Here is an 11,469-nt window from a genome sequence, read left to right as displayed (position 1 = left end):
CGTCCATCGCGGCAACGGCGCCGGCGATTGCCAGTCGATCGAGCGGGTAGGAGTTGAAGCTGTTCTTGACCCGCTTGAGCGCCTCGATCAGGTCCCGGTGGCCGACAGCATAGCCGACACGCAGCCCGGCCAGTGAGCGGGATTTGGAGAGCGTGTGCACGACCAGGAGATTCGGATGGCGATTGACCAGGGCGATTGCCGACTCGCCGCCGAAGTCTATGTAGGCCTCATCGATGATAACGACCGATGCGGGCTGCGCCACCAGCAGTTGGTCGATTTCCGCGAGAGACAGCAGACAGCCGGTTGGCGCATTGGGATTCGCGAAAATGATGCCACCGTTCGCCGTGGCGTAATCCCCGACACGGATCCGGAAGTCGTCTGTCAGCGGCACCGCGATGTGGGCAATGTCGTGCAGACTGCAGTACACTGGATAGAAGCTGTAGGTGATGTCGGGGAAGAGGATCGGCAGGTCGTGCTTGAGCAGCGCCATGAAAACCAGCGCCAGCACTTCGTCTGAGCCGTTACCGACGAAAACCTGCTCCGCCGATATGCCAAACCCGCGGTAGTGCGCGGCAATTGCTTCCTTGAGGCGTTCGGCGTTCGGGTCGGGATAAAGGCGCAGCGACTGGCCGCCATTGGCCATTTCTTCGGCAATGGCAGCAACGACCTGCGGCGATGGTGGATAGGGGTTTTCGTTGGTGTTGAGCTTGACCAGGTTCGGCAGCTTCGGTTGCTCGCCGGGCACATAGGGAGTCAGGCGGTGAACGAGGGAACTCCAGTAGCGGCTCATGAAAGGCTGTTCCGTTTCAATGCACGGCAAGCGCGAAATGATATCATGCGCGTCTGTCGATCACGGTGCGTCTGCCAACGATCGGCGGCGCCTGGCAGCGACCCGGCCGAGCGCTTTCTTCAGACGCGCAATGCCACCATGCAATGGTATGCCGATGCGGCAAGCAGAAGTTTCCAGGAATACGCTCGAAACCCGGATCACGGTTCGCCTGAACCTCGATGGCCGCGGCCGCGGCAGCTTCGCCACCGGCGTGCCCTTTCTCGATCACATGCTCGAGCAGATTGCGCGGCATGGACTGATCGACCTCGAGATTGAGGCAGTCGGCGACCTGCACATCGACGCGCATCACACGGTCGAGGATATCGGCATCACGCTTGGCCAGGCACTGGTCGGGGCGCTCGGCGACAAGAAGGGCCTGCGTCGCTACGGGCATGCCTATGTGCCACTGGACGAAGCCCTGTCGCGCGCCGTCGTTGATCTCTCCGGTCGTCCAGGTCTCGAGTTTCATGTCGACTTCCGGCGCGCGATGATTGGCTCTTTCGATGTCGATCTGATTCACGAGTTCTTCCAGGGACTGGTCAACCACGCCGCGCTGACGCTGCACATCGACAACCTGCGCGGCGACAACGCGCATCATCAGGCCGAAACGGTGTTCAAGGCCTTTGCCCGCGCGCTGCGCATGGCGGTCGAGGATGACCCGCGTGCCAGCGGTAGCGTGCCATCGACCAAAGGCTCCCTGTAATGCCGGAGCGTGGCAGTGGAGCGATCGTCGTTGTCGATTACGGCATGGGCAATCTGCGCTCGGTCTGGCAGGCCCTGGTACACGTGGCCGCGGGCCGGGAAATCCTTGTCTCGGCCGATCCGGCAGTGGTCAGCGGCGCCGAGCGGGTCGTTTTCCCTGGCCAGGGGGCGATGCCGGACTGCATGCGCGAGATCGAGGTGCGCGGTCTGCACCAGGCGGTGCTCGATGCAGCCGCCAGCAAACCCTTTCTCGGTATCTGCATCGGTCAGCAGATGCTCTTCGAGCACAGTGAGGAAGGCAATGTGTCTGGGCTCGGCATCCTGCCGGGTGTGGTTCGTCGCTTCCCCGCCAGCCGCATGGTCGACGCTGCGGGCAAGCGCCTCAAGGTGCCCCACATGGGCTGGAACGAGGTCTGGCAGAGACGCGCGCACCCTTTGTGGAAAGGGATCGACGATGGGGCGCGGATGTATTTCGTGCACAGCTATTTCGTTGCGCCCACCGACGAGAGCTGCGTCGTGGGCATCACCGATTATGGCATCCCCTTTACCAGTGCGGTGGCGCGGGATAATATCTTCGCCATTCAGTGTCACCCGGAGAAGAGTTCGCCGGCGGGACTCGTCATGCTTGCCAATTTCGTCGCCTGGAAACCCTGACCGATTACCTGCGCCTCATCTGTATCAATCCATTTTTCTACCATCGACATGCTGATCATTCCCGCGATCGACCTCAAGAACGGACAGTGCGTCCGGCTCAAACAGGGTCTCATGGACCAGGTAACCGTCTTCTCCAATTCGCCGGGCGAGCAGGCCAGTCACTGGCTGTCGCAGGGAGCAAGGCGCCTGCATGTGGTCGATCTGGATGGCGCTTTTGCCGGCAAGCCGAAGAATGAAAGGGCGATCAAGGAAATCGTTCAGGCGGTGGGGGACGACATCCCGCTTCAGCTCGGGGGAGGCATCCGCGACCTCGATACCATAGAGCGTTGTCTTGACGACGGGGTCAGCTATGTCATCATCGGTACCGCTGCGGTGAAGAATCCCGGCTTCCTGCACGATGCCTGTGGTGCCTTCCCCGGTCACATCATCGTTGGTCTCGATGCCAGGGATGGCAAGGTGGCGGTCGATGGCTGGTCGAAAATGACCGGCCACGATGTCATCGACCTGGCCAGAAAGTACGAGGATTACGGCGTCGAAGCCATCGTCTATACCGACATCGGACGTGATGGCATGCTTTCCGGTATCAACATCGAGGCAACCGTCAAACTGGCGCAGGCCTTGTTGATTCCGGTGATCGCCAGCGGCGGTCTGTCGAGCGTGGAAGACATTGAGCGACTGTGTGCCGTTGAGCAGGAAGGAATCAGCGCAGCCATCGCCGGTCGGGCAATCTACGACGGGTCGCTCGACTTTGCCACGGCCCAGGCCACCGCCGACCGTGGCAGCAATCGATGAGCGTCGCCGCCTGCCGGCGGAAGCAGGGCGGTAACTGACTTGGGTCTGGCCAAACGCATCATTCCCTGTCTTGACGTCACGGCCGGTCGCGTCGTCAAGGGCACCAATTTCGTCGATCTGCGTGACGCCGGGGATCCGGTCGAGATTGCGCGTCGCTACGACGAGCAGGGTGCCGACGAGGTCACCTTCCTGGACATCACGGCCTCGTCGGACCAGCGTGACATCATTCTGCATGTTGTCGAGGCGTGTGCCGCGCAGGTCTTCATCCCACTGACCGTGGGCGGCGGCGTGCGCTCGGTCGACGATGTACGTCGCCTGCTCAATGCCGGGGCCGACAAGGTCAGCATGAATACCGCCGCGGTCGAGAATCCCGGGCTGGTGGCCGAGGCTTCGGCCAAGGTGGGCAACCAGTGTATCGTCGTGGCGATCGATGCCAAGCAGTCGGCGCCCGGGGTGTGGCAGGTATTCACTCACGGCGGACGCCGGAACACCGGGATCGATGCCGTCGTCTGGGCACGTCGGGTGCAACAACTCGGTGCCGGCGAGATCCTGCTCACCAGCATGGACCGTGATGGGACGAAAAACGGCTTTGACCTGCCGCTGACGCGCGCCATTTCCGACGCAGTAGACATCCCGGTGATTGCCAGTGGCGGCGTCGGTACGCTGCAGCACCTGGCAGAGGGGGTGGTCACCGGGCATGCCGATGCCGTGCTTGCCGCGAGCATCTTCCATTTCGGTGAATATACCGTTCGTCAGGCCAAGGAATATCTGCACGAACGGGGCATCGAGGTCCGTCTGTGAGCGACCTGGACCCCGACCGGCCCTGGCTTGACGCCCTCAAATGGGACGCGCAGGGCATGATCCCGGCCATCGCCCAGGATGCGGTCAGTGGCCGGGTGCTGATGTTTGCCTTCATGAACCGAGAGTCACTGCAGGCGACGGTTGACAGCGGGACCGCGGTATACTGGTCGCGTTCACGCCAACGCCTGTGGCGGAAGGGTGAAGAATCCGGGCATGCGCAGCGCGTACGTTCGATACGCACCGATTGCGACGGTGATGTGCTGTTGCTGTCGATCGACCAGCAGGATGGTATCTCCTGCCATACCGGCCGCGAAAGCTGTTTTTTCCATCAATTGCAGGGGGATGTCTGGGTTGCGGTCGACCCGGTACTCAAGAGCCCCAGGGACATTTACGGTAAATGAACATGGACATGTTGCACCGGATTTCGGAAACGTTGCTCGAACGCCGCAAGGCGGACCCGGAAACCTCGTACACAGCACAGCTGATGGCCAAGGGTCCGGATGCGATTCTGAAGAAAATCGGCGAGGAATGTGCCGAACTGATCATGGCCGGCAAGGAGGGCAACCGCCTGCACGTGGTCTGGGAATCTTCCGATGTGCTCTATCACATCATGGTGCTGCTTGCCTTCTATGGTCTGTCGATCGAGGACGTGCTGCAGGAGATGCGGCGGCGCGAAGGCATCTCGGGAATCGACGAGAAGAAGTCCCGGAAAGGCTGAAGCATGGATGACTGCCTGTTTTGCAGGATCGTCGCCGGCCGGATTCCGGCGCGCAAGGTCCATGAAGACGACGAGCTTCTGGTTTTCCACGATATCAACCCGGCTCGCCCGGTGCATTTGCTGGTCATTCCGAAACGCCATATCACTTCGCTGGCTACCGCCAGCGAGGCCGATATCCCGCTGCTCGGCAGGATGCTCGCCGTCACCAATCGCCTGGCCAGCGAGCAGGGCAGCCCGGACGGTTTTCGCGTGATCATCAATACCGGGCGCATCGGGCATCAGGAAGTGCAGCACCTGCACGCGCACATCGTCGGTGGCCCGGATCCGGTCGGGCCGATGCTCAAGAGAGTCTGATGGGCGTTGCGCTCCGATCCCCCGCGTGCCGCGCATCGGGCGCCGGGATGGCATCGAGTTACACCTTATTGGAGGCCTGACATGGGTTCATTCAGTATCTGGCATTGGTTGATCGTTCTCGTCATCGTCCTGTTGATATTCGGGACCAAGAAGCTGCGCAACCTCGGTGCTGATCTCGGTGGCGCGGTAAAGGGCTTCAAGGACGGGATCAAGGATGCCACGACAGAGGAGAGCAAGCCGGTCGAGACCAGCTCCCCGCCTTCCCCGCCTCCCCAGGTCACGACGGGTCAGACCATTGAGGGCGAGATCCGGGAGAAGACCAGAAGCTAGGCGGAGCGCAGCGACTTGACCGCCCGCGTGCCGGTGGCGCGCCAGGTTTGCCTGGACACCGTAGCGCGGTTGCACGTGTTGCGTCCCGCCTGCCTGGCCAGACAGATGACCACAAATGTTTGATATCGGCTTTTCCGAGTTGATGGTGATTGCCATCGTCGCCCTGGTGGTGATCGGTCCTGAGCGGCTGCCCAAGGTCGCGCGTACTGCCGGACACATGCTCGGTCGCCTGCAACGTTACGTCAGCACGGTGAAGTCCGACATCAACCGCGAGATGCAGCTTGAAGAACTGCGGCGACTGCAGAGCGAGATCCAGGAATCGGCGCGCGGCGTCGAGCAGAGCCTGACCAGCGAGATCCAGGCGGCGAAACAGGCGGTGAGCCAGGCTGCGGAAGCCGTCGGTGGCGACCTGCACACACCTCTGGGCGGTGCCGAGCCGGGCGCCGCCGCGCTGCCGATCGCGGCGAGCAACCCGGTGAGGCTGGTCGATCCGGACAAGCCGGGTGCGGGCGTTTGAACGCACGATGAATCTACCCGAAGACTCCTTTTTCTCCCATCTCGTCGAGCTGCGCGACCGCTTGATCCGGGCACTGGTGTCGATCGGAATCGTCTTTGTCTGCCTGTTTCCCTGGGCGCAGGAACTCTATGCGCTGCTCGCGCATCCCCTGCTGGCGAAACTGCCGCAAGGCGGCCAGATGATCGCGACCGATGTGATCGGGGTCTTTCTGGTGCCGATGAAGGTCGCGCTGATGGTTGCCTTCCTGATTGCGCTGCCTTATGTGCTCTACCAGATCTGGGCCTTCGTTGCGCCCGGCCTGTATGCCCACGAGAAGCGGCTGGCGTTGCCGATGGTCGCCGCCAGCGTGGTCCTCTTTTTCGTCGGCATGGCGTTTGCCTATTTTCTCGTTTTCCCGGCGGTCTTCGGCTTCATGGCCTCGGTGCAGCCGGAGGGCGTCGCCTGGATGACCGATATCGAGAAATACCTGTCGTTCGTGCTGACCACCTTTGTTGCCTTCGGAGTGACCTTCGAGGTGCCGGTGGTGGTGCTCGTCCTGGTTCAGGCCGGCATCGTCGGCGTGGACAAGCTGAAGGAGTGGCGTCCCTACGTCATCGTCGGCGCTTTTGTCATTGGCGCCATCTTTACCCCACCGGACGTCATCTCGCAACTAATGATGGCCATTCCGTTGTGCCTCCTCTTCGAGTTCGGTCTGTTTCTGGCGCGTTTCCTGGGCAAGAACGCACGAACCGCCGTCCCGGAGGTCGGGCCGGCTGCCCAGACCCCGATCAACCCGGCTGCTCAATGGACGCCGGCCTCGGCCGAGGAAATGGATGCGGCGGCCAGGACCCTGGCCGAGCGGCAGGACGCCGAGCGCAAGCCCGACGCCTGAATGCTGTCTGGCCACCGCACTGGCACTGGCGGCCAAGCAGCGTCGTCAACCGGGCGGCGCTTTCTCCGGCCCGCTGACGGTGCGCCGGTGCCGCGCCGCCGCCCCCTCTGCGAACAGCCACAGGCTGCCCGGCGGTATCGTCGTCCAGCATTCGTTGTCGGTCAGCGGCACCGTGGCAATCACGGCGACGCGATCGTCGGGTGTCGTGACGTCGCTGAAGTCGATGCTCAGGTCCTGATCGCGCAGGTGGGCAACGGTGAATGGCGCCTGGCGGATGATGTAGCTCAGGTGGGTGGAACAATGGGCAAAGAGGCAGTCACCGTTCGACAGCAGGTAGTTGCATGCACCGCGCCCGCCGAGGTCCAGAGTCAGCCGATGCAGCTCGTCGAACAACTCCGCCTGGTCAGGGGCATGGCTGCCAAAGCGCTGGCGCAGGTTCTGCAACAGCCAGCAAAAGGCGCGCTCGCTATCGGTCTGGCCGACCGGGGTGAAGCTGCCGTCGAGCTGCGGCCAGAAATCGGGCAGATTGCCGTTGTGGGCGAAGATCCAGTACCGCCCCCAGAGTTCGCGCATGAAGGGGTGGGTGTTCTCGAGCGCGACCACACCCTGGGTGGCCTTGCGGATGTGGGCAATGACGTTCTTCGAGTGGATGGGATAGCTGCGTACCAGCTCGGCGACCGGCGAGCTACAGGACGGTTGCGGGTCGAGAAACACGCGTGTGCCGCGCCCCTCGAAGAAGGCGATTCCCCAGCCGTCCGCATGCACGTCGGTGGCGCCGCCGCGCGCCTGGAAGCCGGCAAAGGAAAAGCAGATGTCCGTCGGGACATTGCAGTTCATGGCCAGCAACTGACACATCTGCCTGTTCCCTACTCCCGCTCGCGGCGCGGTGGAGCGCGCTTGCCGATCTTGATGGTGGCGTCGACCACATTGTTCTGGCGGCGCAGTTTGAAGACCACGCTGTCGCCCGGCTTCTGGCTGGCGATCAGGTCGAGCATCCCCTGCGGATCCTTGACCGGTCGCCCATCGACCGCCAGCAGGATGTCGCCCGGCTTGATCCCCCCGGCATCGGCCGGGCTGCCCCGCAGGACGCCGGCAATCAGGGCGCCGCTGGTATCGGGCAGACCAAAGGACTCGGCCAGGTCGGCGGTGATCTCCTGTGCCTCGACGCCGACCCAGCCCCGGGTGACACTACCGCTCTGGATGATCTGCTCCATGACATTGCGCGCAATCGAGATGGGGATTGCAAAACCGATGCCCAGTGAGCCACCCGAGCGTGAGTAGATGGCCGTGTTGATTCCGATCAGATTGCCCTGACTATCGACCAGGGCGCCACCCGAGTTGCCCGGGTTGATCGCTGCGTCGGTCTGGATGAAATTCTCGAAAGTGTTGATCCCCAGGTGCGAGCGACCGAGTGCGGAGATGATTCCCATGGTCACCGTCTGACCGACGCCGAAAGGGTTGCCGATCGCCAGCGTCACGTCGCCGACGACGACGTTGTCCATCGTCCCCAGGGTGATCGCTGGCAGCGCCAGATCCTTGCCGTTCTGCTGGGTGATCTGCAGAACGGCAAGGTCGGACTCGGGATCACTGCCGACCAGCCGCGCGTTCAGGCTGCGCCCGTCACTGAGTGCGACTTCGATCTGATCGGCCGCTTCGACGACATGAAAGTTCGTGAGAACATAGCCGCTCGAGCTGACGATGACCCCCGAACCCAGGCCAGCGGTTTTTGGACTGTCACCCTCACTGCCGTCGCCGAAGAAATGCCGGAACACCGGGTCGTCGAGCAGCGGGTTGCGGCGGGCCCGGATTTTCTGCGAGGTGAAGACATGCACCACCGAAGGCAATGCCTTGTTCGCCGCTTCACGAAAGGAAGGAGTGGCGGCCGGCGTTGCCGGCAGCGCTGCTTCGCGCAGGGCGACGACACTCGCCCCACCGGGGTTTGCCCGGCCCAGCCATTCCGGTTTCAAAGTGCTCACCACGAAGAGAACGGCGAGACTAACCGTAACCGTTTGTGCAAAAATCAGCCAGAGCCTGCGCATGGGCGAAAAATCGGAGTCAGTGGATGAAACGCGACGAATTGACACACTACCTGGACGAGTTGCTGGAGGCAGGGCGCTTCCGGGATTATTGCCCAAACGGTCTGCAAGTGGAAGGACGCCCGGAGATCCGGCGCCTGGTGACCGGTGTCACGGCGAGCCAAGCGCTGCTCGACGCCGCCATCGCACGCAATGCCGATGCCATCCTGGTTCATCACGGCTGGTTCTGGCGCGGCGAGGATGGCCGGGTCAGCGGGATTCGCAAGGCGCGTCTGCAAACCCTGCTGCAGCATGACCTCAACCTGATCGCCTATCATCTGCCGCTCGACGGTCACCCTGAGTTCGGCAACAACGCCCAATTGGCCAGGCGATTCGGGTGGACTGCCGACGGGCGCTTTGGCGAGCAGGAGATCGGCTGGCTGGGTCATCTGACAAGCCCGAGCAGTGTTGCACAGGTCGCCGAACGGGTCGGCCGCGAGTTGCAGCGTGCGCCATTGTTGATTGGTGAGGGCGAGCGACCAGTCAGACGCATCGGGTGGTGTTCGGGAGCAGCGCAGGGAATGTTCGAACAGGCCATCGCTGCCGGCGTCGACCTCTACCTGAGCGGCGAAATAGCGGAGTCCACCGTTCATCTGGCGCGCGAGTCCGGTGTCGCCTATCTTGCTGCCGGACACCATGCCAGCGAACGCTATGGTGTGCTGGCACTGACCGGGCATCTGAACGAACGCTTTGGTCTCGACTGCCAGTTCGTCGATATCGACAACCCCGTCTGAAGCACCTCAAGGAGCAGGCATGAGCCACGTTTTCCCCCCTGCAGCGCAGGTCACTGTCCCCGTGGTCGGTCGCGATGTCCACTTTCCGGTGCGCCGCGTCTATTGTGTCGGGCGCAATTACGCCGATCACGCGGCCGAAATGGGTGCCGACACGCGCGAACCGCCTTTCTTCTTCAGCAAGCCGGCCGATGCACTGGTCCCTGGAGGTGGCGACGTCCACTATCCTCCGGCCACCCGCAATCTGCAGCACGAGGTCGAGCTGGTGGTTGCCCTGTCCGCCGGCGGTGCCGACATTCCGGCATCGGCGGCGCTGGCTTGCGTCTATGGTTACGCTGTCGGTCTGGACCTCACCCGGCGCGACCTGCAGCAGCGGGCGAAGGAAAAGGGGCATCCCTGGGACATGGGCAAGGGCTTCGACCAGAGCGCGCCGATTGGCGCCATCGTCCCGCTGGCGGCAGCAGGCCATCCGGCGAGCGGCTCGATCTGGCTCAAGGTCAATGGCCTGTTGCGGCAGAGCGGAGATCTTGGACAGATGTCGTGGAAGGTCGCGGAAGTCATCGCCAACCTCTCGACCTATGTCGCATTGGCGCCAGGAGACCTGATCTTTTCCGGTACTCCGGCCGGCGTATCGACCGTGCTGCGCGGCGATGTGCTGGAGGCCGGCGTGGCCGGAGTCGGCGAGCTCAGGGTCCGGCTGGTCTGATGAGCACCGGCCCCTCTTCCCCGCCACCCGCCGGCGGCACTGGCCGACAAAGGGCCATGTGGCCGCACCGTATCGGAATTCGACCATCAACATGATCTCAATTACCGAGGAACCCGCCATGCTGCTTGCCCGTTCTCTTGCCGCCCGCCTTCGTCTCACCGCAACCGGGAGTTGCCGGCTGGCTGCCGCGTGGCTTCTTGCCGTGATGCTGGCGCCCGCATTGGCCGAGGGGATCGAGCCTCTGACCAAGGGACAAACCGTGTACCTGCCGATCTACTCCGAGATCCGGCACGGCAACATCGGCCCCAAGGGAAAGTCCGAAACCAGCCTGATGTCGGTGCTGGTCAGTGTGCGTAACACCGATCCCAACAACCCCATCCGCGTTGTCTCCGCGAACTACTACAACACCGATGGCGCTCTGTTGCGCAACTCGGTGCCGACCCCCAGGGTCATTCCGCCGTTTGGTACCCTCGAACTGTTCATCGAACTGCGCGAGAGTCTCGGCGGTTCCGGTGCCAACTATGCGATCAAATGGGATGCCGCCGCCGCGGTATCGCAACCGACCATCGAAGCGTTGCATTCGCGCTTCCAGGCCGGGTACTCCGTCGCCTTCATCTCGCGTGGCCGCGCGATTTCTGAGCCGTGAGGGTCGCCGGACGGTCGGTGATTGAAGACATGGCAGGTCGAGAGACCCGGACCCGTCGGGTGTCCGACCGCCAGCCACTGATCCGGCTCACGACGACGCCGGAAGACCACCGCATCGCGCAGCTCGCTGCGGCGGCGATCGGTCTGTCGCTGGTCGACGCGGCGATCCCCTTGCCGCTGCCCGGCGTCAAGCCCGGTCTGGCGAACATCGTGACGCTGATCGTTCTGGCGCGGCACGGTTGGGCCGCTGCCGCCTGGGTTACCGGTCTGCGCGTCTTTGCCGGCAGTCTGCTGCTCGGATCCTTTCTTTCGCCCGCTTTCTTCATGAGCCTGTGCGGTGCACTATGCAGCCTGTTGACCCTGTCGCTCGCCTGCCGCCTGCCGCGCCGCTGGTTCGGGCCGGTGAGCTGGAGTATCCTGGCGGCCTTTGCACATATCGCTGGCCAGTTGTCGTTGGCGCGCCTGTGGCTGATTCCGCATGACGGACTTTTCCTCCTGCTGCCGGTCTTCGCGTTGGCTGCCTGTGTTTTCGGCATGATCAACGGCCTGATCGCCACGCGTCTGCTTATCGACCTGCCGATCGTGAAAAGCCAGGTCGAACATGCCTGAAATCATCTGTCTCGCCTTTACCGGCGCCTCCGGCATGCCCTATGGCCTGCGCCTGCTCGAATGCCTGCTGGCCGCCGGCTGCCGGGTCCAGCTCCTGTACTCGCAGGTGGCGCAGATTGTCGCCAGGCAGGAACT

At 63.1% G+C, this 11,469-nt stretch carries 18 protein-coding genes; 15 read left to right on the top strand and 3 right to left on the bottom strand.

Annotated elements, in window-relative coordinates; translation table 11 throughout:
* Positions 1 to 790 (bottom strand): histidinol-phosphate transaminase (locus JNK99_RS08775; RefSeq protein WP_291851525.1); only part of this gene is annotated, 790 nt, incomplete at its 3' end.
* Between the two features lie 154 nt (positions 791 to 944).
* Between JNK99_RS08775 and hisB the strand changes: the two genes are divergently transcribed.
* The 10 genes from hisB to tatC all read left to right on the top strand — a co-directional run bounded on the left by hisB (position 945) and on the right by tatC (position 6,568).
* Positions 945 to 1,532: an imidazoleglycerol-phosphate dehydratase HisB gene (hisB, locus tag JNK99_RS08770; RefSeq protein ID WP_291851522.1), complete on the top strand. Its 588-nt coding sequence runs from the start codon at positions 945 to 947 to the stop codon at positions 1,530 to 1,532.
* Positions 1,532 to 2,185: an imidazole glycerol phosphate synthase subunit HisH gene (hisH, locus tag JNK99_RS08765; RefSeq protein WP_291851519.1), complete on the top strand. Its 654-nt coding sequence runs from the start codon at positions 1,532 to 1,534 to the stop codon at positions 2,183 to 2,185. The genes hisB and hisH overlap by 1 nt, the downstream gene beginning before the upstream one ends.
* A 48-nt stretch (positions 2,186 to 2,233) precedes the next feature.
* Complete coding sequence (gene hisA / locus JNK99_RS08760; protein ID WP_291851516.1) at positions 2,234 to 2,977, top strand: 1-(5-phosphoribosyl)-5-[(5-phosphoribosylamino)methylideneamino]imidazole-4-carboxamide isomerase; 744 nt, start codon at positions 2,234 to 2,236, stop codon at positions 2,975 to 2,977.
* A gap of 39 nt (positions 2,978 to 3,016) precedes the next feature.
* Positions 3,017 to 3,778: an imidazole glycerol phosphate synthase subunit HisF gene (gene hisF / locus JNK99_RS08755; RefSeq protein ID WP_291851513.1), complete on the top strand. Its 762-nt coding sequence runs from the start codon at positions 3,017 to 3,019 to the stop codon at positions 3,776 to 3,778.
* Complete coding sequence (gene hisI / locus JNK99_RS08750) at positions 3,775 to 4,179, top strand: phosphoribosyl-AMP cyclohydrolase (protein ID WP_291851510.1); 405 nt, start codon at positions 3,775 to 3,777, stop codon at positions 4,177 to 4,179. The genes hisF and hisI overlap by 4 nt, the downstream gene beginning before the upstream one ends.
* The gene (locus JNK99_RS08745) at positions 4,176 to 4,496 is read left to right on the top strand and encodes a phosphoribosyl-ATP diphosphatase (RefSeq protein WP_291851507.1); all 321 of its coding nucleotides are present in this window, start codon (positions 4,176 to 4,178) and stop codon (positions 4,494 to 4,496) included. Before hisI ends, JNK99_RS08745 begins: the two co-directional genes overlap by 4 nt.
* A 3-nt stretch (positions 4,497 to 4,499) precedes the next feature.
* Positions 4,500 to 4,850 carry a histidine triad nucleotide-binding protein gene (locus tag JNK99_RS08740; RefSeq protein WP_291851504.1) on the top strand — a complete coding sequence of 117 codons (351 nt, stop codon included), beginning with the start codon at positions 4,500 to 4,502 and terminating at the stop codon, positions 4,848 to 4,850.
* Positions 4,851 to 4,931: 81 nt separating this feature from the next.
* Entirely contained in the window at positions 4,932 to 5,180 is a 249-nt protein-coding gene (tatA, locus tag JNK99_RS08735) for a Sec-independent protein translocase subunit TatA (RefSeq protein WP_291851502.1), read from the top strand.
* 115 nt (positions 5,181 to 5,295) lie between these two features.
* Complete coding sequence (gene tatB / locus JNK99_RS08730; RefSeq protein WP_291851499.1) at positions 5,296 to 5,697, top strand: Sec-independent protein translocase protein TatB; 402 nt, start codon at positions 5,296 to 5,298, stop codon at positions 5,695 to 5,697.
* Positions 5,698 to 5,704: 7 nt separating this feature from the next.
* Positions 5,705 to 6,568 carry a twin-arginine translocase subunit TatC gene (gene tatC, locus JNK99_RS08725; protein ID WP_291851496.1) on the top strand — a complete coding sequence of 288 codons (864 nt, stop codon included), beginning with the start codon at positions 5,705 to 5,707 and terminating at the stop codon, positions 6,566 to 6,568.
* Positions 6,569 to 6,613: 45 nt separating this feature from the next.
* Here tatC and JNK99_RS08720 read toward each other — a convergent pair whose 3' ends face one another.
* Positions 6,614 to 7,423, bottom strand: a complete 810-nt coding sequence (locus tag JNK99_RS08720) for a class II glutamine amidotransferase (RefSeq protein WP_291851493.1) — start codon at positions 7,421 to 7,423, stop codon at positions 6,614 to 6,616.
* Between the two features lie 11 nt (positions 7,424 to 7,434).
* The gene (locus JNK99_RS08715; protein ID WP_291851490.1) at positions 7,435 to 8,607 is read right to left on the bottom strand and encodes a trypsin-like peptidase domain-containing protein; all 1,173 of its coding nucleotides are present in this window, start codon (positions 8,605 to 8,607) and stop codon (positions 7,435 to 7,437) included.
* A gap of 23 nt (positions 8,608 to 8,630) precedes the next feature.
* Here JNK99_RS08715 and JNK99_RS08710 point away from each other — a divergent pair, with 23 nt between their 5' ends.
* From JNK99_RS08710 to JNK99_RS08690, 5 genes are all read left to right on the top strand, one after another.
* Positions 8,631 to 9,377 (top strand): Nif3-like dinuclear metal center hexameric protein, encoded by a 747-nt coding sequence (locus JNK99_RS08710; RefSeq protein WP_291851487.1) that lies wholly within the window; start codon positions 8,631 to 8,633, stop codon positions 9,375 to 9,377.
* Positions 9,378 to 9,396: 19 nt separating this feature from the next.
* The gene (locus JNK99_RS08705) at positions 9,397 to 10,080 is read left to right on the top strand and encodes a fumarylacetoacetate hydrolase family protein (RefSeq protein ID WP_291851482.1); all 684 of its coding nucleotides are present in this window, start codon (positions 9,397 to 9,399) and stop codon (positions 10,078 to 10,080) included.
* 58 nt (positions 10,081 to 10,138) lie between these two features.
* On the top strand, positions 10,139 to 10,726 hold the full coding sequence (locus tag JNK99_RS08700) for a DUF3124 domain-containing protein (protein WP_291851479.1): 588 nt from the start codon (positions 10,139 to 10,141) through the stop codon (positions 10,724 to 10,726).
* 29 nt (positions 10,727 to 10,755) lie between these two features.
* Positions 10,756 to 11,334 carry a Gx transporter family protein gene (locus JNK99_RS08695; protein ID WP_291851476.1) on the top strand — a complete coding sequence of 193 codons (579 nt, stop codon included), beginning with the start codon at positions 10,756 to 10,758 and terminating at the stop codon, positions 11,332 to 11,334.
* Positions 11,327 to 11,469, top strand: a 143-nt coding sequence (locus JNK99_RS08690) for a flavoprotein (RefSeq protein WP_291851528.1), incomplete at its 3' end; no start/stop codon positions are given. The genes JNK99_RS08695 and JNK99_RS08690, both read left to right, overlap by 8 nt.

It is taken from the genome of Accumulibacter sp. (genome assembly GCF_016789985.1).
In the GTDB taxonomy this organism is placed as follows: Bacteria; Pseudomonadota; Gammaproteobacteria; order Burkholderiales; family Rhodocyclaceae; genus Accumulibacter.
Note: the sequence above shows the minus strand (reverse complement) of the source record. Positions and strands in the feature narration are given on the sequence as shown.

What these genes read in the sequence shown, in the direction of transcription:
- JNK99_RS08715 (WP_291851490.1), bottom strand. Translation starts at nt 8,607, where the DNA reads ATGCGCAGGCTCTGGCTGATTTTTGCACAAACGGTTACGGTTAGTCTC.
- hisB (WP_291851522.1), top strand. Translation starts at nt 945, where the DNA reads ATGCGGCAAGCAGAAGTTTCCAGGAATACGCTCGAAACCCGGATCACG.
- JNK99_RS08720 (WP_291851493.1), bottom strand. Translation starts at nt 7,423, where the DNA reads ATGTGTCAGTTGCTGGCCATGAACTGCAATGTCCCGACGGACATCTGC.
- JNK99_RS08745 (WP_291851507.1), top strand. Translation starts at nt 4,176, where the DNA reads ATGAACATGGACATGTTGCACCGGATTTCGGAAACGTTGCTCGAACGC.
- hisA (WP_291851516.1), top strand. Translation starts at nt 2,234, where the DNA reads ATGCTGATCATTCCCGCGATCGACCTCAAGAACGGACAGTGCGTCCGG.
- tatB (WP_291851499.1), top strand. Translation starts at nt 5,296, where the DNA reads ATGTTTGATATCGGCTTTTCCGAGTTGATGGTGATTGCCATCGTCGCC.
- tatC (WP_291851496.1), top strand. Translation starts at nt 5,705, where the DNA reads ATGAATCTACCCGAAGACTCCTTTTTCTCCCATCTCGTCGAGCTGCGC.
- JNK99_RS08695 (WP_291851476.1), top strand. Translation starts at nt 10,756, where the DNA reads ATGGCAGGTCGAGAGACCCGGACCCGTCGGGTGTCCGACCGCCAGCCA.
- JNK99_RS08705 (WP_291851482.1), top strand. Translation starts at nt 9,397, where the DNA reads ATGAGCCACGTTTTCCCCCCTGCAGCGCAGGTCACTGTCCCCGTGGTC.
- hisH (WP_291851519.1), top strand. Translation starts at nt 1,532, where the DNA reads ATGCCGGAGCGTGGCAGTGGAGCGATCGTCGTTGTCGATTACGGCATG.
- JNK99_RS08710 (WP_291851487.1), top strand. Translation starts at nt 8,631, where the DNA reads ATGAAACGCGACGAATTGACACACTACCTGGACGAGTTGCTGGAGGCA.
- tatA (WP_291851502.1), top strand. Translation starts at nt 4,932, where the DNA reads ATGGGTTCATTCAGTATCTGGCATTGGTTGATCGTTCTCGTCATCGTC.
- JNK99_RS08740 (WP_291851504.1), top strand. Translation starts at nt 4,500, where the DNA reads ATGGATGACTGCCTGTTTTGCAGGATCGTCGCCGGCCGGATTCCGGCG.